19 protein-coding genes are annotated in these 19,660 nt (G+C 66.5%); 16 read left to right on the top strand and 3 right to left on the bottom strand.

Annotated elements, in window-relative coordinates; all coding sequences use genetic code 11:
* The first annotated feature begins 120 nt into the window (after positions 1–120).
* Genes AABD04_RS16100 through AABD04_RS16090 form a run of 3 tightly spaced genes read left to right on the top strand, consistent with a single transcriptional unit; the run spans position 121 to position 2,485 of the window.
* Positions 121–426 carry a hypothetical protein gene (locus tag AABD04_RS16100; RefSeq protein ID WP_243608224.1) on the top strand — a complete coding sequence of 102 codons (306 nt, stop codon included), beginning with the start codon at positions 121–123 and terminating at the stop codon, positions 424–426.
* Complete coding sequence (locus AABD04_RS16095) at positions 423–2,219, top strand: hypothetical protein (protein ID WP_341441782.1); 1,797 nt, start codon at positions 423–425, stop codon at positions 2,217–2,219. The genes AABD04_RS16100 and AABD04_RS16095 overlap by 4 nt, the downstream gene beginning before the upstream one ends.
* Complete coding sequence (locus tag AABD04_RS16090) at positions 2,216–2,485, top strand: hypothetical protein (RefSeq protein WP_341441781.1); 270 nt, start codon at positions 2,216–2,218, stop codon at positions 2,483–2,485. Before AABD04_RS16095 ends, AABD04_RS16090 begins: the two co-directional genes overlap by 4 nt.
* A 13-nt stretch (positions 2,486–2,498) precedes the next feature.
* Here the strand turns inward: AABD04_RS16090 and AABD04_RS16085 are convergent, their stop codons facing one another.
* A complete protein-coding gene (locus AABD04_RS16085) occupies positions 2,499–3,359 on the bottom strand; it encodes a poly(ethylene terephthalate) hydrolase family protein (protein ID WP_341441780.1) in 861 nt (286 codons plus the stop codon).
* A gap of 99 nt (positions 3,360–3,458) precedes the next feature.
* On the opposite strand from AABD04_RS16085, the gene glmS reads away from it, so the two are divergent.
* From glmS to tsaD, 8 genes are all read left to right on the top strand, one after another.
* Positions 3,459–5,321 (top strand): glutamine--fructose-6-phosphate transaminase (isomerizing), encoded by a 1,863-nt coding sequence (gene glmS, locus AABD04_RS16080; RefSeq protein WP_341441779.1) that lies wholly within the window; start codon positions 3,459–3,461, stop codon positions 5,319–5,321.
* A gap of 7 nt (positions 5,322–5,328) precedes the next feature.
* The gene (locus tag AABD04_RS16075; RefSeq protein WP_341441778.1) at positions 5,329–6,762 is read left to right on the top strand and encodes an NAD(P)H-hydrate dehydratase; all 1,434 of its coding nucleotides are present in this window, start codon (positions 5,329–5,331) and stop codon (positions 6,760–6,762) included.
* 80 nt (positions 6,763–6,842) lie between these two features.
* Positions 6,843–8,045, top strand: a complete 1,203-nt coding sequence (gene alr / locus AABD04_RS16070; RefSeq protein WP_423228162.1) for an alanine racemase — start codon at positions 6,843–6,845, stop codon at positions 8,043–8,045.
* A 3-nt stretch (positions 8,046–8,048) separates the two neighbouring features.
* Positions 8,049–9,068, top strand: a complete 1,020-nt coding sequence (locus AABD04_RS16065; RefSeq protein ID WP_335741365.1) for an alpha/beta fold hydrolase — start codon at positions 8,049–8,051, stop codon at positions 9,066–9,068.
* On the top strand, positions 9,061–9,570 hold the full coding sequence (tsaE, locus tag AABD04_RS16060; RefSeq protein ID WP_423228161.1) for a tRNA (adenosine(37)-N6)-threonylcarbamoyltransferase complex ATPase subunit type 1 TsaE: 510 nt from the start codon (positions 9,061–9,063) through the stop codon (positions 9,568–9,570). The genes AABD04_RS16065 and tsaE overlap by 8 nt, the downstream gene beginning before the upstream one ends.
* Before the next feature lie 52 nt (positions 9,571–9,622).
* Entirely contained in the window at positions 9,623–10,297 is a 675-nt protein-coding gene (tsaB, locus tag AABD04_RS16055; protein WP_341441777.1) for a tRNA (adenosine(37)-N6)-threonylcarbamoyltransferase complex dimerization subunit type 1 TsaB, read from the top strand.
* Positions 10,294–10,785, top strand: a complete 492-nt coding sequence (rimI, locus tag AABD04_RS16050; RefSeq protein ID WP_341441776.1) for a ribosomal protein S18-alanine N-acetyltransferase — start codon at positions 10,294–10,296, stop codon at positions 10,783–10,785. The genes tsaB and rimI overlap by 4 nt, the downstream gene beginning before the upstream one ends.
* Positions 10,782–11,819, top strand: coding sequence for a tRNA (adenosine(37)-N6)-threonylcarbamoyltransferase complex transferase subunit TsaD (gene tsaD, locus AABD04_RS16045; RefSeq protein WP_243594769.1), 1,038 nt, complete (start codon positions 10,782–10,784; stop codon positions 11,817–11,819). Before rimI ends, tsaD begins: the two co-directional genes overlap by 4 nt.
* Here tsaD and AABD04_RS16040 read toward each other — a convergent pair.
* Entirely contained in the window at positions 11,804–13,456 is a 1,653-nt protein-coding gene (locus AABD04_RS16040; protein ID WP_341441775.1) for an Hsp70 family protein, read from the bottom strand. The two genes, tsaD and AABD04_RS16040, sit on opposite strands and share 16 nt — an antisense overlap.
* Before the next feature lie 533 nt (positions 13,457–13,989).
* Between AABD04_RS16040 and groES the strand changes: the two genes are divergently transcribed.
* Both groES and groL read left to right on the top strand, forming a co-directional pair.
* The gene (gene groES, locus AABD04_RS16035) at positions 13,990–14,289 is read left to right on the top strand and encodes a co-chaperone GroES (RefSeq protein ID WP_008718149.1); all 300 of its coding nucleotides are present in this window, start codon (positions 13,990–13,992) and stop codon (positions 14,287–14,289) included.
* Positions 14,290–14,387: 98 nt separating this feature from the next.
* Complete coding sequence (groL, locus tag AABD04_RS16030; protein WP_243594771.1) at positions 14,388–16,001, top strand: chaperonin GroEL; 1,614 nt, start codon at positions 14,388–14,390, stop codon at positions 15,999–16,001.
* A 63-nt stretch (positions 16,002–16,064) separates the two neighbouring features.
* Here the strand turns inward: groL and AABD04_RS16025 are convergent, their stop codons facing one another.
* The gene (locus tag AABD04_RS16025) at positions 16,065–16,358 is read right to left on the bottom strand and encodes a WhiB family transcriptional regulator (protein ID WP_027496361.1); all 294 of its coding nucleotides are present in this window, start codon (positions 16,356–16,358) and stop codon (positions 16,065–16,067) included.
* Positions 16,359–17,095: 737 nt separating this feature from the next.
* Here AABD04_RS16025 and AABD04_RS16020 point away from each other — a divergent pair.
* From AABD04_RS16020 to AABD04_RS16010, 3 genes are all read left to right on the top strand, one after another.
* Entirely contained in the window at positions 17,096–17,923 is an 828-nt protein-coding gene (locus AABD04_RS16020; RefSeq protein ID WP_341441774.1) for a hypothetical protein, read from the top strand.
* Positions 17,924–18,059: 136 nt separating this feature from the next.
* Positions 18,060–18,638, top strand: coding sequence for a sigma-70 family RNA polymerase sigma factor (locus tag AABD04_RS16015; protein WP_243594773.1), 579 nt, complete (start codon positions 18,060–18,062; stop codon positions 18,636–18,638).
* Entirely contained in the window at positions 18,631–19,647 is a 1,017-nt protein-coding gene (locus AABD04_RS16010) for an anti-sigma-D factor RsdA (RefSeq protein WP_341441773.1), read from the top strand. The genes AABD04_RS16015 and AABD04_RS16010 overlap by 8 nt, the downstream gene beginning before the upstream one ends.
* Positions 19,648–19,660: the final 13 nt, after the last annotated feature.

The raw sequence follows: 19,660 nt of genomic DNA, 5'->3' as shown, positions 1-19,660 counted from the left end.
GCCGCTTCAGGTACCTGTTACTGACATTTCACATCGGGACGTTACCGCTCCCAGGGGAACCGATGTGAGTCGGCGCACGTCATAGTGAGAAAGGGGCACTTCGAGGGGGAACGGGGACGTATGAGCGGCGGAGTCTGGGTGGACGTGGATCGCGTCCGCGGAGTTGCAGATGCACTTGTGGTGTCGGCCGACGCCCTCGGCGCAGCTGCCGCTTCCGTTGCCGATGCAGGGTTCGGTCCGGCCGGGGCGGGACGGAACTACGGTGACCTGGGCGCGCTGTACATCCAGGCCCACGCCGGGCTCGGCCGTGCCGTCGGAGCATGGAAGTCCTCGGTCGACGACATCTCCAGTGCTCTCACGACGTCGATGAACGAGTACGACCGACAGGACGACGCCGCCGCGTTCGTGATCGAGTCGGACCGGTGACGCCTCCCCCGGCCGAACCCGGCGGTGCGGAATCGGTCGACGACATTCTCGACACGAACGCGCACGGCCTGCTGTATTTCGAGCGGTTTCTGCCTCTGGCCTGCCGCGTTCCCGGCGTCGAATTCCCGCCGTACGTCGATGTGTGTGCCGGATACGACGAACAGCGCGGGCTGAACTTGGGTGCGCTCGGTCACGATGCCGACGCGGTCGGGGCACTGTCTGCAGTGCTCGGCGAGCAACTCGTGGAGCAGGTTCAGCTGCGGCGGGTTCTGCAACTGAGGTGGCACGGCGAGGCAGGTGAGGCTGTGCAGACGTATCTTTCGGCCGAACAGGAGGAGGCTGACGCCTTCGCTCGATCGATCGAGGATTCGCATCAGACGATGTGTGCGGCCGTCGACGTTCTCCGCGATGCCGTGACCGACAAGGCAGAGCTCGTCGGAGGACTCTCGGTCGACAATGTGGACGGCAAGGATGCCGACCAGATCGATGCCATCTTGGCTGCGTCGGGGCTCGAATGCCTCCCGGTCGACAGGGCGACGGTGTTCCCGCGGTTGGCGTCCGCTTTCCCGGATCTCACCGATCGAGCGCGCAGCGCCGATGTGTCCGACGAGTTCGCCGCCGAGGTCGGCCAGGTGTGTCGAGATTGGATCGAGAACGAGTTCGTACCGCGGGTTCAGGGCACGTACGACGCCATCGTCGGGGCATGCACGGCCACCGACACTGCAGTCAGAGGCTGTCTGAAGTTGGTGGTGGATATCCTGGCCGGTATTCACGAGCCATCGTTCGGCGATCTCGACGAGCGTGGTTGGGCACTTGCGCCCGGCCCGGCAGCGCAGCGGCACGGGCCCGACTGCTCTCCCGTGGGCCCGGCTTCGGCCGGTCCAGGCCCGGCACCGGCAGCCGTCGGGCAGGCGTCGGTCTCGGATGTCGGCGGCACCGCTCTCGTCGGAGCCGAGAGCATGGATCCGGCCGAATCGCGTGTCGCCGCCGATCGCGTCGGTGACACGCCGAGAGATCCAATGGACGGGCTCGTGGACCGGGTGGTTACCGCCATCGTCGACCGCGTCGAGAATGCACTGAGCGACACGATCGACGGTACCCAGGACGGCCACGACACAGACGACTCCAGCGGTCCCGCAGTCGACAGCAATTCTGCGATCGACAGCGCGGTCGGCGACGACGAGGCGAAGGACCAGGACTCGAACTCGTCTCCGGAGGGCGGATCGGCCGTGCCGGCGGGAGGTGACGACCAGCTGTCGCAGTCGGTGCCCGGGCATTCGTCGCCCGCGGCCACCGACGAGCGTGGCCATCTCGAGGCCGAACTCGATGGGCATCGCGCCCGCATTGCGCTCGAACACAACGGTGTCGTATCTCTCGAACTCGAGACTCCCGGACTCGGAACTCGCTCCTTCGAGCTCCGAATCGGACCGTTCGGCCTACCCGAGATAGTCGAAGTTCCCGATCGCGTCGACCCGGTGGGCACACCGGCCGTGGCTGCACCGAAACCGTCCGAACCTGTGCCTGCTGCACAACCTCCTGTATCCACTACAGAACCTGCGCCGGCTACAGAATCGGTACCTGCAACGGAACCTGTGGTGCCGTCCGGCTCCGCGTCGGATGCCTCGGCGCAGTGCCCATCCGAGTCACCCGACACGGACCAGCCCGACGCGCAGCTTACGGTCACTGCCGATCGGCCGGTCACCGATGCTCAACCCGCCGATGCTCAACCCGCCGATGCTCAACCCGCCGACGCCGCTACCGGTGCGGGCCTCAGTGAAGCGGGGGAGCTGTGAGCTCCGACAGCGGGTGGCGCGCGGAGTTGCATCGAATACGCGACGAGCATCGGGCCGCCATGGCGCGCGCGTCCGAGGCTCTGAGCCGGGCTCAGACGCCTACCGACGGGCGCAGCGGACGACGGTCACCGGACGTGAGCGGGTCGGACTCCGACCGCGAGCCGGCGTCGGGTTCGGTGCTGCAACCGGCTCATCTGGATCGGAGAGAGCCCACTCCGCATGTCGAGACCGAACCCGCCGAGCAGCCGCGGACCTGGCTGGTCTGACTGTCGATCCGGACTAGCCCCGTCCGAGCAGAGCCTTGATCGACGCGGAGGCCTTGGGCTTGGGCTGGGCATCGAGCGGGGCATGCGGATCGACTGCCCTGGTGCCATCGATCTCGCCCGCTGTTCCGGCCAGTTCCTCGTAGTCGGAGTCACCGGTCAGATGGAACAGAAGAAAGGCGGTGAGGACGGCGCGGGTGCGCTGTTGGGTCTTGCGATCGGGCTTGTTGATGCCGAGCGCGCCGAGGATTCGGCGGCCTTCGACGAATCCGTCCGCCGTCGAGCCGTCGACTCGGCGCAGGATGGACGGCCCGTGCCAGGCCTGCGCGAGCGCGAGCGAGTTGTCGGTGAGTGAATCGGCGTTCGAGTTGTCTCCGACGACGAGTCCCGGCACCTTCAGGGTTGCGGCAGCCTCTTCCGACGCGGGTGCCGTCGGTGCCGGAAAAAGAGCGGCCACTGCCGTGATGTCGGATCGTCTGGAGGCAGCGAGAACGGCTGTGCCTGCCCCCATCGCGTGTCCGGCGGCGGCGAGCTTGTCCGGATGCACGCTGATGTTGCCGGGGCCCAGCCGCACGCCGGTCATGATGTCGAGCACAGTGCCCAGGTCGGTGGCCAGTCCGCGATGCGACGGTACGAGCCCCCGCTCGGTGTCCGGTGCCGCAACCACGATGCCCCAGGACGCCAGGTGCTTCAGTGTGTCGGTGTAGTGGCTGGGCCGCAGCATCCAGCCGTGTGCGAAGGCAACACCGGGCAGGCCGAAGCCTTCGGCGGGTGTGTAGACGACACCGGGCTGCCCGGCGAGGGCCAAGTCGCCTCGGAGCACCTTGTGCGGGCCGCGCTTGGAGAGAGCAGATGCCAGCTTCTTCGGTTTCGCCACGAGAGATGACGCTACCGAACGACGGCGCGTCAGGGGCACGCGGACACGTCGACCCGAGCGAATGGGTCGTGCGCGCCGTGCCGAGTACCCTGATTGACCATGTGCGGAATCGTGGGTTACGTCGGCCACCGCCCAGCTCTGGGTGTGGTGGTCGAAGCGCTTCGGCGTATGGAATATCGGGGTTACGACTCTGCGGGAATCGCGATCCTCGACGGTGCGGGTGCGACCGCGGTCGAGCGCAAGGCGGGTCGCCTGGCCAATCTCGAAGCCGAACTGGACGACATCGGTACCGACACGTTCGTCGGCACCACGGGGATGGGTCACACTCGATGGGCGACGCACGGCCGTCCCACCGACCGCAACGCCCACCCGCATCGAGACGCGTCCGGCACCGTCGCGGTGGTCCATAACGGAATCATCGAGAACTTCGGTCCGTTGCGCGCCGAGCTCGAATCCGTGGGCACCGAGTTCCTGTCCGACACCGACACCGAGGTGGCCGTCCATCTCGTCTCGCGTGCCTACGCCGAAGGCCCGACTGCGGGCGACTTCGTGGCCAGCGCGAAAGCAGTCCTGCGTCGTCTAGAGGGTGCGTTCACCCTCGTGTTCACCCACTCCGATCACGCGGACACGATCGTTGCGGCTCGTCGCTCCACGCCTCTGGTTCTCGGTGTCGGCGACGGCGAGATGTTTCTCGGATCCGATGTCGCCGCGTTCATCGAGCACACGCGCGACGCCGTCGAACTCGGCCAGGATCAGGTGGTCGTCATCACCGCGGACGGCTATGCCATCAGCGATTTCGAGGGCAACGAGGCGCACGGGCGTCCGTTCCGAATCGACTGGGATCTCGCAGCCGCCGAGAAGGGCGGCCACGACTACTTCATGCTCAAGGAGATCCAGGAACAGCCCGCCGCGGTGGCGGATACGTTGCTCGGCCACTTCGACAACGGTCGAATCGTGCTCGACGAACAGCGGCTGTCGGATCAGGAGCTGCGCGACGTCGACAAGGTGTTCGTCGTGGCCTGCGGCAGTGCGTACCACTCGGGTCTGCTGGCCAAGTACGCGATCGAGCACTGGACCCGGCTCCCGGTCGAGGTGGAACTGGCCAGTGAATTCCGCTACCGAGACCCGGTCCTGGATCGATTGACTCTGGTCGTCGCCATCTCGCAGTCCGGCGAGACTGCCGACACTCTCGAAGCAGTGCGGCACGCCAAGGACCAGAAGGCGCGTGTTCTGGCGGTGTGCAACACCAATGGCTCGCAGATTCCTCGCGAGGCCGATGCCGTTCTCTACACCCGGGCCGGTCCGGAGATCGGCGTCGCGTCGACCAAGGCCTTTCTTGCCCAGGTCACCGCGAACTATCTGGTCGGGCTGGCATTGGCGCAGGCTCGCGGTACCAAGTATCCCGACGAGGTAGCGCGTGAATTCGCCGAACTCGAAGCGATGCCCGAGTTGGTGCAGCGGGTGCTCGAGACGGTCGAGCCCGTTCGGGCGCTCGCGCGCGAGCTCTCGACGGCCACGACCATTCTGTTCCTCGGCCGACACGTCGGATACCCGGTCGCTCTCGAAGGCGCGCTCAAGCTCAAGGAATTGGCGTACATGCATGCCGAGGGCTTTGCGGCGGGCGAGCTCAAGCATGGTCCGATCGCGCTCATCGAGGACGGTGTACCGGTGATCATCGTGATGCCGTCGCCGAAGGGTCGGGCGGTGTTGCACTCGAAGATGCTGAGCAACATTCGCGAGATCCAGGCGCGTGGTGCGCGGACGGTCGTGATCGCCGAAGAGGGTGACGAGGCGGTGCGTCCGTTCGCGGACAACCTGATCGAGATCCCGGCTGCATCGACGCTGCTACAGCCGCTGTTGTCGACGATCCCACTTCAGGTGTTCGCCGCCGAGGTCGCTCAGGCGCGGGGGTACGACGTGGACAAGCCGCGCAACCTGGCCAAGTCCGTTACCGTCGAATAGGCCTCGCGTGCGCGGCTACTACACACCCGAGCAGATTCGCAATGCCGAAGCGCCGCTGCTGAATTCGCTGCCAGACGGCACCCTGATGCGACGCGCCGCGTACGGCCTGGCCACCGTTGTGGCAGGGGAGTTGGCGGCGCGTACCGGAGGTGTCGCCGGGCGGCGCGTGACGATTCTGGTGGGCACGGGCGACAACGGTGGCGACGGTCTGTGGGCCGGGGCGTATCTGCGTCGGCGCGGGGTCTCGGTGTCCGCTCTCCTGCTCGACCCGACGCGGGTGCATGCCGAAGGTCTCGCGGCCCTGCGATCGTCGGGCGGACGAGTGGTGACCCACTGCGGGCCTGCCGACATCGTGATCGACGCCATCGTCGGTATTTCCGGCAAGGGCTCGCTGCGCCCCGATGCTGCTGCCGTGGTCGAGCGGATCACCGCACCGATCGTGGCAGTGGATGTTCCCAGTGGGGTCGACGCGGAGACCGGCGCCGCACCCGGGCCGGCCGTGACGGCCGAGGTGACCGTGACGTTCGGCGCCCGCAAGCCTGTTCACGTGCTGGCCGTACCTCGTTGTGGCCGAATCGAACTCGTGGACATCGGTCTGGACCTGCCCAAACCGGCGATGGAGTCGTTCGAGCCGGCCGAGGTGGGACGGGTGTGGCCGATTCCTACGGCGTCGGACGACAAGTACTCGCAGGGCGTGGTGGGTGTCCTGGCCGGCAGCTCCACGTTTCCCGGTGCTGCACTGCTCTGTGCGGGCGCAGCGGTCGCGGCCACCTCCGGAATGGTCCGCTACGTGGGAAGCGCAGGCGCAGAGGTCGTGTCGCACTATCCGGAGGTCGTTGCCGCCCCGGATCTCGACGCGGCGGGAAAGGTGCAGGCGTGGGTGGTCGGTCCCGGTTTCGGCACCGACGAGGAGTCGGCGGACATCGTGCGCCGAGTTCTGGAAACGGACCTGCCGGTCGTCGTCGACGCGGATGCGCTCACGGTTCTCGCGCACAAGGAACGCTGGATCGCCGGACGCGCCGCACCGACGCTGTTGACCCCGCATGCCGGAGAATTCGCCCGCCTGACGGGAGCCGACCCTGCACCCGACCGAGTGGAATCGGTTCGAGATCTTGCTGCGCGCTGGGGCGTCACCGTTCTCCTCAAGGGACGAGCGACGATCGTCGCCGACGCAGATGGGACGACGTACATCAGCGACGCCGGGGGATCGGCTGCATCGACCGCCGGCTCCGGCGACGTACTCTCCGGCATCCTCGGAGCCCTGCTCGCGTCGGGAATGGCACCGTCCACTGCGGCTGCCTGCGGAGCGAAGGTCCACGCACTGGCCGCGGCCCGTGCGGCTCACGGTTCGGACGGAGAGTTCGCGGCACCCATCTCTGCGAGCCCGCTGTGTGAGTCCATCTCGGACGCCATCCGAACCGTGCGCTCGCTCACAGTCTGATTGCGGTCGTGCGTGCCCCACGTCCGATGCTCGATGTGTCAGGAGTTGTGGTGCCCTGATCCGTCGTATCGGCGGCGCGGATGGCACTATCGAATGTTGTGACTATCGGCTGCGGCGACGAGAGGACCGATCCTCGGACGGGTTCGGGCGCTGTGGCGTCCGTCGACCTCGACGCAGTGGCGCACAACGTTCACGTGTTGCAGCAGTTCGCCGGGGACGCCGCGGTGATGGCTGTCCTCAAGGCCGACGGATACAACCACGGTGCCGTCGAAGTCGCACACGCCGCAGTCGTAGCAGGGGCGCAGGAGCTCGGCGTCACCACCATCGGCGAGGCCCTCGAACTCCGCGCCGCGGGTATCACTGTTCCGGTGCTGGCGTGGTTGCACCGAACGGATTCGGATTTCGCAGCTGCCATCGACGCGCACGTGGGAATCGGGGTCTCCACGCTTGCCCAGCTGGACGCCGTGGTCGAAGCGGCACGCCGACTCGGTCGTACAGCGGATCTCTCGCTCAAGATCGATACCGGGCTCAACCGCAACGGGGTCGCGGAATCGGATCTCGATGCCGTCCTCGACGCTACTGCGGCAGCAGTGGCCGACGGCGCCGTGCAGTTGACCGGGATGTTCTCGCACCTGGCCTGCTCCGACGAACCGGCTCACCCCGCCAACGACGCCCAGGCCGAGCGGCTGCGCGACGCGGTGCGGCGCGCCACTCGACGGGGAACGCCTCCCGCCGTCGTGCACCTGTCCAACTCGGCCGCCACGCTGACCAGGCCCGACCTCGGTTTCGACATGGTCCGCCCGGGTATTGCTCTGTACGGCTTGTCGCCGGTGCCCGAGCTGGGAACCTTCGGGTTGCGCCCGGTCATGACGTTGTCGGCGCAGGTGGCGAACATCAAGAAGGTGAGCGAAGGTGAATCGGTGTCCTACGGCTACACCTGGACCGCTCCCGCCGACACGGTGGTCGCACTCGTCGCTCTCGGATACGCCGACGGGGTCGTCCGTCGGCTCAGCGGGCGGTTCGAGGTGACCATCGCAGGTCGTCGCTATCCCTCGGTGGGTCGAGTGTGCATGGATCAATTCGTCGTCGACCTCGGCGGCGATCGCTCGGCTGTCGCAGTCGGCGACGAGGCGCTACTCTTCGGGCCAGGGGACAGGGGAGAGGCGCACGCTCAGGATTGGGCGGATGCGCTCGAGACCATCAGCTACGAAGTCGTCACCGGCGTTCGTGGACGCGTCCGACGACGGTTCGTCGGCGCTCTCGCAGGGGAGGCGACGATCTAGATCATGCTCGGATTGCTGGAGAGTATTGCGATTGTGGTGCGCGAGACGGCGTTCCGGTCCAACAAGGATCCGCTGGCCACCGAAAATCTCGACCTGATGGATGCCGATCGCGGCAGTATCGTCACCGCGGACGACGGCGTGCCGCTCGCAGTGCGCGAAGTGGGCCCGTCCGACGCCGAGACGACCGTCGTGTTCGTTCACGGCTACTGCCTACGCACGTCGTCGTGGCATTTTCAGCGTCGTGCGCTCGAACAGCAGTGGGGTTCGACGGTACGCATGGTCTTCTACGATCAGCGCGGTCACGGGCGTTCGGGAGTACCGAGCCCGGACAGTTGCACCATCGGTCAGCTCGGCCTCGATCTGGACGCAGTGATTCGCTCGGTGGTCCCCAGGGGACGCATCGTTCTGGTCGGGCACTCGATGGGCGGCATGTCGATCCTGTCCATGGCCCGGCAGCGCTCGGACGTGCTGCGCCAGAGAGTCATCGGCGCGGTGCTGATCTCCACGACCGCCGCTGGTCTTGCGCAGTCCGGGGTGGGTCGTAGTCTGCAGAATCCGGCGGTCGACGCGTTCCGACTCGCCGTACGGACGTCGCCCGGTCTGGTGCAGTTCGGGCGCGGCGCTGTGCGTGCGCTGATCTCCCCGATCCTGCGCGCGGCGTCCTACGGCACCAGAGTCTCCCCGCGACTGGTGGCGTTCTCCCAGTCGATGATCGACGACACGTCCGTCGTCACGATCGTCAATTTCCTCGAGACGCTCGAGTTGCACGACGAGTCCGAGGCGCTGCTGGAATTCGAGAACATCCCGGTGTCGGTGGTGTGTGGCGACGAGGACTGGATCATTCCGTTCGCCAGCTCGGAGGCCCTGGCGCAGGCACTGCCGCGTTCGGAGATGGTGCGGGTCCGTCAGGGTGGCCACCTGGTGCAACTCGAATTCCCGGAACAGGTCAACGGCGCGATCACGCGGCTCGTGGCCCGGGCAACGGAGGCCGCGGGCAAGAAGCGGCGGTGGGGCGTTGTCTGACGACCCTCTGCACCTGCCTGCGACGGCCGAATTGGCTACGGCCGCAGACACTGCCGAGTTCGGCGCGAGGCTTGCACACCTTCTGGTCGCCGGCGATCTGGTGATTCTCGACGGCCCGCTGGGGGCCGGAAAGACAGCCATGACCCAGGGCATAGCCTCCGGCCTCGGGGTGCAGGGCCGCGTCACCTCGCCGACGTTCGTCATCGCCCGCGAGCACCGCCCCGGGGCGCGGCCTCATGGTCTTCCGCCGGTTGCGCTGGTGCACGTCGATGCCTATCGACTCGGGATGACCGGACAGTCGGCGGTCGACGAACTCGATGCTCTCGACCTCGATACCGATCTCACCGACGCGGTGGTCGTGGTCGAGTGGGGTGAGGGTTTGGTCGAGAAGTTGACGGACGGCCATGTGTCGGTTCGTCTCACGCGTGACCCGGACTCCGATGTTCGACGCGTGACGGTGAGTCGGGTGGACAGCGGGGCGGATCCGCGAGAACGACGCTGACCGGGTACCGGGTGCGCAACCGTATGCCCGGCGACGGGTAATCTGAAATATCGTGCTTGTACTTGCCGTCGACACCTCGACCCCCGCCGTCACCGCAGGTGTGGTGGACCTGACCGAGCCCGCCGACGCCGGTGCGGTTGTCACGACCCTCGCCACGCGGGTTCGGGTGGACGCGCGATCGCATGCAGAAATTCTGACGCCCAACATTGTCGAGTGCCTTGCCGAGGCGGGAATCACCGCGGCCGAGTTGGGAGCCGTCGTCGTCGGTGTCGGTCCCGGCCCGTACACCGGGTTGCGGGTGGGCATGGCCACGGCTGCCGCGTTCGGTGACGCACTCGGTGTGCCGGTGTACGGAGTCTGCAGTCTCGACGCCATCGCCGCAGATGTCTCCGAACCCGGGTCCCTGTTGGTGGTGACCGATGCGCGGCGACGCGAAATCTATTGGGCGCGTTACGAAGCGGGAACGCGGGTGGCGGGACCCGACGTTGTCGCCCCGGCCGAACTCGATCCCGTCGGAATCGACGCGGTCGCCGGGTCGGCACCGCACGCTGCGGTATTCGCGCTTCCGATTCGCGATGTACAGGCACCGTCTCCGGCCGGGTTGGTCGCGGTCGCCGTCGCCGATATCGGCAGCAGGATCGACCCGGGTCCGCTCGTTCCGTTGTACCTGCGCCGCCCCGACGCCAAGACGCTCGACGAGCGCGCCGCAGCGAAGGCTGTGAAGTGACGGTATCGATCGAGCCGATGACGGTGGCAGACGCTGCTCGGTGCGCATATCTCGAGACCGTGCTGTTCCCGGGTGACGACCCGTGGGCCGAGGACGCGTTCGTCGCGGAACTGGCGGCACCACACAATCATTACGTCACGGCGCGGGAGAACGGCGAGGTCGTCGGTTACGCAGGCATCTCCCTGTTGGGGCAGCCGACCCGCGGCGCCTTCGTCGTCGGTGAGTCCGAGGTGCACACGATCGGTGTCGATCCGGCGCATCATCGCAGAGGGATCGGCGGGCGACTGCTCGACGAATTGCTTCGCGTGGCCGACGAGCACGGTGGACCGGTCTTTCTGGAGGTCCGCACCGACAACGAGCCCGCGATCGAGTTGTACCGACGCGACGGGTTCGAGATCGTCGGCACCAGGGCAAAGTACTACCAGCCGAGCGGAGCCGATGCCTTCACGATGCGTCGGCCCGAGAAGACAGAAGGATCAGCCCGATGATCGTTATGGGTATCGAAAGTTCCTGCGACGAAACAGGAGTCGGGATCGTCCGGTGGGACGCGGCAGGGACGTGCGAGCTGATGGCAGACGAGGTGGCCTCCAGCGTCGACGAACACGCGCGGTACGGCGGAGTGGTGCCCGAGGTGGCGTCGCGCGCGCATCTCGAAGCCATCGTGCCGACCATGCGGCGAGCTCTGGCGGCCGCAGACATCGATCGTCCCGACGCCGTCGCTGTGACGATCGGACCGGGCTTGGCCGGGGCGTTGCTGGTCGGGGTTGCCGCTGCCAAGGCGTACGCCGCGGCCTGGGGCGTGCCCTTCTATGCGGTCAACCATCTCGGCGGCCACGTCGCGGTCGACACGCTCGAACACGGCCCGATGCCGTCGTGCGTGGCTCTGTTGGTCTCCGGTGGTCACACGCATCTTCTCCACGTCGATGATCTGTCTCGGCCGATCGCCGAGCTCGGGACCACTGTCGACGACGCAGCCGGGGAGGCCTTCGACAAGGTTGCGCGGCTCCTGGGACTGGGTTATCCGGGTGGTCCGGCCCTCGATGATGCTGCGCGCGAGGGCGATCCGACAGCGATCGCGTTTCCCCGAGGAATGACCGGCCCGCGCGATGCCCGGTACGACTTCTCGTTCTCCGGGGTCAAGACCGCCGTCGCTCGTTTCGTCGAGGCCAGGCACCGTGCCGGAGACCCCATCCCGGTCGCAGACATCGCCGCGTCCTTTCAGGAGTCGGTCGCCGATGTCCTGACGATGAAGGCCGTTCGCGCCGCAACCGACGTCGACGTCGACACGATCGTCCTCGGCGGGGGTGCCACCGCCAACTCCCGCATTCGTTCGCTGATCGAACGTCGTTGTGCCGACCAGGGTTTGACGCTGAGAATCCCGAAGCCCCGATTGTGCACCGACAACGGTGTCATGATCGCCGCACTGGGAGCGCACCTCGTCGCAGGCGGTGCGCAGCCGTCTGCGCTCACCGCCGTGACCGATCCCGGCCTCTCGGTCGCGACCAGTCAGGTGCCCGGCTGAGCGTCCTCGGTGGCAGCGACGGTCGGATCGGACGAACGTGATGTCGACGGAACGGCCGCGGACAGCGGTTCGCTGGAGGGAGCCGATACCGGCGGAGACCACACCGTCGGTGGTGCCGTCAGTTCCGGAGTCTGCTCCGAACCGCTCGCATCCGTGGTCGGCACGCTGATGGATCCGGTCGGTACGGGGGTCGACTCGGGAGTCGCTTCGACTGTGGGCTCCGGGGTCGGACCGGGGACGATCTCGGTCGTGTCGCTCGGTGTCGACGATTCCACCGGTTCGGAGGGCCGAACCGGAATCGTGGTGACCGGGGTCGACGGATCGATCGGGATTCCGGAAGTGACCTCGGGGGATACCGGATTCGACGTGGGATCGACAGGCCACTCGAACGGTGGGAGGTCGGGAGCCGGACGCAGAGTCGGCGTTGTGGTGGGTGCGTCGGTCGTGGTGACACGCGTCGACGATCCGGTGGACTCGATCGTGGTCTGTCTCGGATCGGGTCGGTCTCCGGGTACGCCCTCCGTCGTCGCCGAGTCCTCGTCGGGCGAGTACCCCTCGGCGATCGGCCGACCTGCATCGGTCGATTCGGTGGCGGGTCGGGTGGCACTTCCCGCGGGGGAGACGCTCTGATCGTCGGCCGGGGCCATCGTCTGCACTCCGTAGGCGAGCACGAGTCCACCTGCGACGACGGCGGCCGCGATCGCACCGGAGTATCGGCTCATTCGGCCCGCAGTGGTACGCGTCGCCGTCACGAGTTGGAAGCTGCTCCCGACGACCGTTGCGGCGACACCTGCAGCTCCGACGGCCAGAACGGCGTCGGGTTCGGCGATTCGAATCACCGGGGCGTGGAAGCTACCGGTGAGCGTGGTGGCAAGCACGGGGATCTGCGCTCCGCCTCCGATCAGCACTATGGCCTCGGGTTCGTGCGTGCTTCGGTCGAACACCTCGCGGACGAACCGGGCGGCGGCGTCGAACATCGGGGCGGCGGCGGCGTCGAATGCGCCCCGCGTGACGGTCAGCGGGATCCCGCTGTAGCGCTCGATGCGGACCTCGTCGTCGCGGGAGAGCTGTTCCTTGATCGACCGGTACCGCGCAGAGCCGATGCCGCGGTCGTCGCGAAGGTCGTCCCGCAGGTTGTCTCGGGTCATGTCCTGCACGAGGTTCTTGACGAGCGCGTTGAGTGCGTCGCCGCCGACGACGTCGGACCGGTCGTGAGCGAGCACCGTCTCGGCGGATCGGTCGGTGACCGTGACCGACATACCTGCGGCTCCGAGATCGACGAGGGCGATCGTGTCGTATCGATCGACCAGTCCGGTGGTCGCCAGGTGCGCGAATGCGGCCGCTGACTCGGGTACCAGGCGAACATCGCGGGTGGTGTGTGCCAGCGCCGCGCGAATGCCCGCAGCGTGCTCCTCGGTGCGGTAGGTGACAGCGATCGCGTCGGGCGATCGGTGCCCGGGGATCAGCGAGGCCATGAGTTCGATGGCAGAGGTGACCAGATCACCGATGTCGGTGTTCGCCTGGCGATCGGCCGAGACGGTCCGGTACTCGACCGTGCGACTGCCGTCGGTGTCGATGGTGACGAGGGCTGCGCACACGACCTCGGATCCGGTGGATATACCCACTCCTATCCGCATGCTGCACCTCCCGCCCCTGTGTATTCGCCCGGAATCGACTGGTCTGTGTGCCGTGTCGCGGCACAGCTGTCGATCGTTATCGTTCGGACAGCTCCGTTATCGTAACGTTACTTCGAGCTCCGACGCGAGCGTAATGTGCCGCTCGGTCGGTTACCCGACAGAGCTTTCTTGCCGCTTACCAGGACTTTCGATGGATCTGCCGATGCCGGGAAAACAGCGAGAAACGACGCGGAACTTGGGCGTTTCGGGCTCGAATCCCGTCGTTTCCGGGTCGCCGTCGTCGGGTGGGACGGTGCCCGACCACCCTCGTGTGCGCGCGTGCGACCGCGGTGTCGCGAACCTGGCGAACCCAGCCCTTGAGTGCTGGCACTCTCGTGTATAGAGTGCTAGATGGCACCGAGTGAAGTCCCGGCACCCGCGACGACGGGAACGAGCTCAGGCCGCGATTGTCAGAACCGCACGAGAAGTACATACACACAGCTGTCCGGGGATCCGACCCCGGACGCGTACCCCATAACTTTGGAGGGCTCAACGTGGCGAGCGTGAAAATCAAGCCGCTCGAGGACAAGATCCTCGTCCAGGCCAACGAGGCCGAGACGACGACCGCCTCCGGTCTGGTCATCCCCGACACAGCCAAGGAGAAGCCCCAGGAGGGCACCGTCGTCGCCGTGGGCGAAGGCCGTGTCACCGAAAAGGGCAACCGGATCCCGGTCGACGTCAAAGAAGGTGACACCGTCATCTACAGCAAGTACGGCGGCACCGAGATCAAGTACGCCGGCGAGGAGTACCTGATTCTGTCGGCACGCGACGTGCTGGCAGTCATCGCCAAGTAGGCCACAACGCAGCCCGCCCCGGTATCCGATTTTCGTGTCGGTCCCGGGGCGGTGTGCGTTCGATCGAGTTTCTTTACTCGAAGGAGTAACACCGAAACATGGCAAAGCAAATCCAATTCAACGAGGAAGCGCGCCGCGCTCTCGAACGTGGCGTCGACAAGCTGGCCGACGCGGTCAAGGTGACGCTCGGGCCGCGGGGACGCCACGTCGTCCTGTCCAAGGCCTTCGGCGGTCCGACCGTCACCAACGACGGCGTCTCGATCGCTCGTGAGATCGACCTGGAAGATCCGTTCGAGAATCTCGGCGCGCAGCTGGTCAAGAGCGTCGCCACCAAGACCAACGACGTGGCAGGCGACGGAACCACCACCGCGACGGTGCTCGCGCAGGCGCTCGTGCGCGGCGGTCTGAAGAACATCGCAGCGGGTGCCAACCCGATCGCGCTCGGCACCGGTATCTCCAAGGCGGCCGACAAGGTCGCCGAGGCGCTGCTCGCTGCCGCAACCCCGGTCGAGGGCAAGCAGGCGATTGCTCAGGTCGCCACCGTGTCCTCGCGTGACCCCGAGATCGGCGAACTCGTCGGCGAGGCGCTCACCCGCGTCGGCGCAGACGGCGTCGTCACCGTCGAGGAGTCCTCGACGCTGCTCACCGAGTTGTCGGTCACCGAGGGCGTGCAGTTCGACAAGGGCTACCTCTCGCCGTACTTCGTCACCGACGTGGACACGCAGGAAGCAGTTCTCGAGGACGCGTACGTCCTGCTCTACCGCGAGAAGATCACCTCGCTTCCGGATTTCCTTCCCCTGCTGGAGAAGGTTGCCGAGAGCGGCAAGCCGTTGCTGATCATCGCCGAGGACACCGAGGGCGAAGTTCTCTCGACTCTGGTCGTCAACTCCATCCGCAAGACGATCAAGGCCGTTGCCGTCAAGGCACCGTTCTTCGGTGATCGCCGCAAGGCGTTCCTCGACGATCTCGCAGTCGTGACGGCCGGGCAGGTCATCACCGCCGATGTGGGTCTGAGCCTGAAGGAAGCCGGTCTCGAGCTGCTCGGTCGCGCTCGTCGCGTCGTGGTCAGCAAGGACGACACGACCATCGTCGACGGTGCGGGCACGCAAGACGACATCGATGCGCGCGTCGGTCAGCTTCGCCGCGAGATCGAGAACACCGACTCCGAGTGGGATCGCGAGAAGCTCGAAGAGCGTCTGGCGAAGCTCTCGGGCGGCATCGCGGTCATCAAGGTCGGCGCTGCGACCGAAACCGAGCTCAAGGAACGCAAGTTCCGCGTCGACGACGCCGTGGCTGCGGCCAAGGCTGCCGTCGAAGAGGGCATCGTCCCCGGCGGCGGCTCGGCTCTGACGCAGGCAGCGTTGGCTCTGGCCGACGATCTCGGCCTGACCGGCGACGAAGCGACCGGTGTTGCCGTGGTGCGCACCGCGCTCAACGCACCGCTGTTCTGGATCGCCTCCAATGCGGGTATCGACGGTTCCGTCGTCGTCAGCAAGGTTGCAGAACTGCCGAAGGGCCACGGATTCAACGCCGCGACCCTGACGTACGGCGACCTGCTGGCCGACGGCGTCGTCGATCCGGTCAAGGTGACTCGCTCCGCTGTGGTCAATGCCGCATCGGTTGCACGCATGATCCTGACGACCGAGAGCGCGATCGTGGAGAAGCCGGAGGAGGCCTCCGAGCCCTCTTCCGGTCACGGACACGCTCACTGACGTTCGGTGACACGAGAAAGCCCCCAACCCGAACGGGTTGGGGGCTTCCTTGCGTCCGGAGGACTACACCGCGATGCGGCGACGGTTGTGACGAGCGTGCAGTTCTCGCTCGGTCTCGGACATCCCGCCCCAGATCCCGTAGGGCTCGCTGACATTGAGAGCGTGGGTACGGCATTGTGCGAGTACGGGACAGCTGCGGCACATTTCCTTGGCCCGCATCTCGCGCTGTGCTCGTGCCCGGCCCCGCTCGCCGTCCGGGTGGAAGAACATGGACGAGTCGACACCACGGCACAGGCCGTGCATCTGCCAATCCCAGATATCGGCGTTCGGCCCAGGGAGATGATTCGGCTGCGGCATGGAAACTCCTAGGGTGGTGTGGCTTGCCGGATTCGTGATCCGAATGCCGACAACGTTATGTGTGCCCACGAAATCGAGTCAATAGTGCTCAACCGTGGGCAAATGCATAGTTACGGGGCCAAGAATTAACACGGGCGATATTTACTTCGACTCGCCCGCATGCGTGGCCTTCCTGTTGAAGAATCCGCCGAGACGGGAGACCATGGAGCGTGCACCGGTGATCCAGCGTCGGAAGCAGCGGCGCAAACCGATGGCGTCCGGCGTTCCCCGATTGACATCTCGCTCGACCGGATTGCACCGTCTCCGTCGGTATTTCCGCTGATCGCGAGCGTGCAGACGATGTTCGAGGCGGCTCTGCTCCCCGTGTCGGATCCGAGGTCCGGCCGTCCGGTCGAAGCCGCGCGAGGTGTCCGACACCATCGCTCGGAGCGCGGGGCGTCGGCCGAATGGGCGCACGAACGGTACGCGATGCGTCGGTGGCGATTGCGCGATCGAGTATGCCGATTAACCTATTCGCCACACGGCGTTCAGATTCTCGACTCCGAAGCGGCCGTTGTTCACATTGTTAATTCCTTGAAAACTGCATTCTGTGCGCGCGGAACGACGCAATGAGATCTTTTCCGGACCGATAGTGAATTCACCCCACGGAATTGCGGCGCGTTGCATCGGTGTGACTCGGGCACGGATCGGCACCGGCGTCGCGAGGCTGTCGTCACCGGGGCCCTACCCTTGCGTCCGTGCCATCAGAGCAGAGCTCGCTGTTCACCGCGACGCAGTCCGAACTCTTCGACGCGGCGTTCGGCGGTAGCCCCGGCCGATTCCCGCTTCCCGCAGCCGCCGATCCTCGGGAGAGCTGGTACCGGAGTGTCGCGTTGGCCGGCCAGGGGCGGTACGGCGCGGCCGCGGTCGAGCTTCGGCGTCGGCGACCCGACAACACTGAGCTTGCATCGTTGCATGCGTCGACCCGGGCGTCGTGGCTGCGCCAAGTCGGCAAGCACGAGCGGGCCGGCCACTTCGACGGCAGGGCAGTCTTTCTCGTCGGTCTCACGGGCCCTCCGGAGTCCAGTGATGCGGTCGAGGCCCGCAGTGATGCGTTGACCGGGCTGGCCGCAGATGCTCTGGGTCGCGGACGCTTCGATCTCTCGGAGACCCTGCTGGCCCGCAGCGCCGCGCAGCGGGACGGTCCGTTCGACACCGGGTCGTGGCGTCCGGCACTGCGGGCGGCTTGGGTGGCGGCCGAGCTGGCAATGATGCGCGGCGACGGTTCAGGGGCCGTCCGACACGCCGAGTGCGCTCGGGCTCTCGCCAACGATGCCGATTCGTTACGCCACCTCGTCAAGACGGACCTGGTGTGCGCAGCGGCGCTGAGTTGCGTCGGCGAGATCACCCGCGCCAACGAAGCCGCCGTCCAGGTTGCCTACGCTGCGGGGATGCATGGCCTGCTTCCTTTGCGCTGGGCCGCGACGATGCTGTGTGAGGGAACCGGGGGGCTCGATGCCGGGATGGTCGCGTCCGTCGACTTGGCCGCCGAGATCGATCGTCGCGGTGGTTCGACGACCGACTGACCAGGACCGGGGTCGAGGGCGGACCGAGTGGTTCGGTTCTGGCTTGGTGGTGTCGCTATCCTTGGTCTCGTTCCACCACCACGTGGAAGCGCTCCCAGGCGGGTGCGTACCTGTAACGCGGGGAAAATTGTCGACGATGAACACAGCGGGTGAGGAGTTGGACTCTTTCGTCGTTGCCGCAGCGCAAGGCGATCGACTGGCTCTGTCCCGGGTCTTGGAATTCATCCGACCACTCGTCGTGCGGTATTGCCGGGCGCGAGTCGGTTCGGCTGAGCGCGGTCAGCTTTCGGCCGACGACGTGGCGCAGGAGGTCTGTTTGGCAGTCATGACCGCCTTGCCGCGCTACCAGGACCAAGGTCGTCCGTTCATGGCATTCGTGTACGGCATCGCGGCTCACAAGGTCGCTGATGCCCATCGCAGCGCCTCGCGTAACAAATCGGACCCGGCCGCCGAAGTACCAGATGTCGTGTCGATGGAACACGGACCGGAGCAACGCGCTCTCGAATCCGAGTCGAGTCGACAGATGACTGCACTGCTGGACACCTTGCCCGCCAAGCACCGCGAGATTCTGGTGCTCCGACTCGTCGTCGGGTTGTCGGCCGAGGAAACAGCAGCGGCCGTCGGCAGCACTGCAGGCGCTATCCGCGTGGCTCAGCACCGAGCTATCGCAAAACTGAAGAACGAAGTTGTGAGAGCAGGTGAAATGTATGGCTAGGGACAATGGTCACGGTGGCCCCGATGAGACGCCGCGTCGCGGAATCTCGCGTATCGGTGAGCACGTGAGCCCCGCTGGACCGAATCAGAACGATCCCTATGCCGACATCGGCGCGGACGGTGGTCCTGTGGACCTCGTCGCCGTACGTCGTGACGATGCGTTCATCGACGCGATCAGTGGCGACGGACCGATCGCCACCGATGACGCAGACGAGTACCAACTCGCCCTTCTGCTCGCCAATTGGCGAGCGGACGTGATCACGCCGGCGATGCCCGCCGGCCCCTCCCTCGATGTTGTCGTCGCCTCCGTCGAACGCGAGAAGCTCGCCGCCGACATGGCGCGGTCGAGCTCGGCGAACCGTGGCGGACGGATGCGTTTGTTGCGTCCCATCGCAGGTGCCGCTGCCGCGATCGCCGTGGTGATGGGTGGTCTGGTGGTCATCTCGTACAACTCGACTCCCGACGACCCACTGTGGAGCGTCAAGTCCGTCGTCTTCTCCGAGCAGGCGGATTCGACTGTGGCGCAGATCGATACGACGTCCAAGCTGCAAGAGGCCGAAAACCTCATCTCGTCCGGAGACACCACGGCAGCTCGCGCACTGCTCGACGGCGCGTCGAACAGCAGTTCGGCTGTGCTCGACGACAGTCAGCGCGCCGAACTGGATCAGTGGCTTGCACGCCTGATGCAGGAACTACAGGCGCTGACGGTGCCTGCGCCGGTTCTGCCCCCGGCTCCGATTCTTCCGGCTCCAGTGCCCAGCTCGGAAACCTTGTTGCCGCCGGCTCCGGTGGATTCGGTCACGCCCGATGTCACGGGTGTACCGACCACTCCGGCTCCGACCACGACGACGCCCGTGGTTCCTCCCACGACGACGACTCCGAGTCCGGCAACGACCACGGACGTCACGCCGACGGTGCTCGACGCGCCCGATCAGCCGACGGCGACTGCCGGTGGTACCAGCTCCTCGGAGAACCGTGACCGTATATCGGTTCCCTCCGGCGGCAGTTGACCGGGTTCTCGGC

The organism is Rhodococcoides navarretei (assembly GCF_038069675.1).
In the GTDB taxonomy this organism is placed as follows: domain Bacteria; phylum Actinomycetota; class Actinomycetes; order Mycobacteriales; family Mycobacteriaceae; genus Rhodococcoides; species Rhodococcoides navarretei.
The sequence above is the reverse complement of the archived record's forward strand: the minus strand, read 5'-3'. Positions and strand labels throughout refer to the sequence as shown.

Excerpts from the sequence above, each read along its gene's own strand:
- AABD04_RS16100 (WP_243608224.1), top strand. The coding sequence starts at position 121 with ATGAGCGGCGGAGTCTGGGTGGACGTGGATCGCGTCCGCGGAGTTGCA.
- glmS (WP_341441779.1), top strand. The coding sequence starts at position 3,459 with ATGTGCGGAATCGTGGGTTACGTCGGCCACCGCCCAGCTCTGGGTGTG.
- alr (WP_423228162.1), top strand. The coding sequence starts at position 6,843 with ATGGCACTATCGAATGTTGTGACTATCGGCTGCGGCGACGAGAGGACC.
- AABD04_RS16065 (WP_335741365.1), top strand. The coding sequence starts at position 8,049 with ATGCTCGGATTGCTGGAGAGTATTGCGATTGTGGTGCGCGAGACGGCG.
- tsaD (WP_243594769.1), top strand. The coding sequence starts at position 10,782 with ATGATCGTTATGGGTATCGAAAGTTCCTGCGACGAAACAGGAGTCGGG.
- AABD04_RS16040 (WP_341441775.1), bottom strand. The coding sequence starts at position 13,456 with ATGCGGATAGGAGTGGGTATATCCACCGGATCCGAGGTCGTGTGCGCA.
- groL (WP_243594771.1), top strand. The coding sequence starts at position 14,388 with ATGGCAAAGCAAATCCAATTCAACGAGGAAGCGCGCCGCGCTCTCGAA.
- AABD04_RS16025 (WP_027496361.1), bottom strand. The coding sequence starts at position 16,358 with ATGCCGCAGCCGAATCATCTCCCTGGGCCGAACGCCGATATCTGGGAT.
- AABD04_RS16015 (WP_243594773.1), top strand. The coding sequence starts at position 18,060 with ATGAACACAGCGGGTGAGGAGTTGGACTCTTTCGTCGTTGCCGCAGCG.
- AABD04_RS16010 (WP_341441773.1), top strand. The coding sequence starts at position 18,631 with ATGGCTAGGGACAATGGTCACGGTGGCCCCGATGAGACGCCGCGTCGC.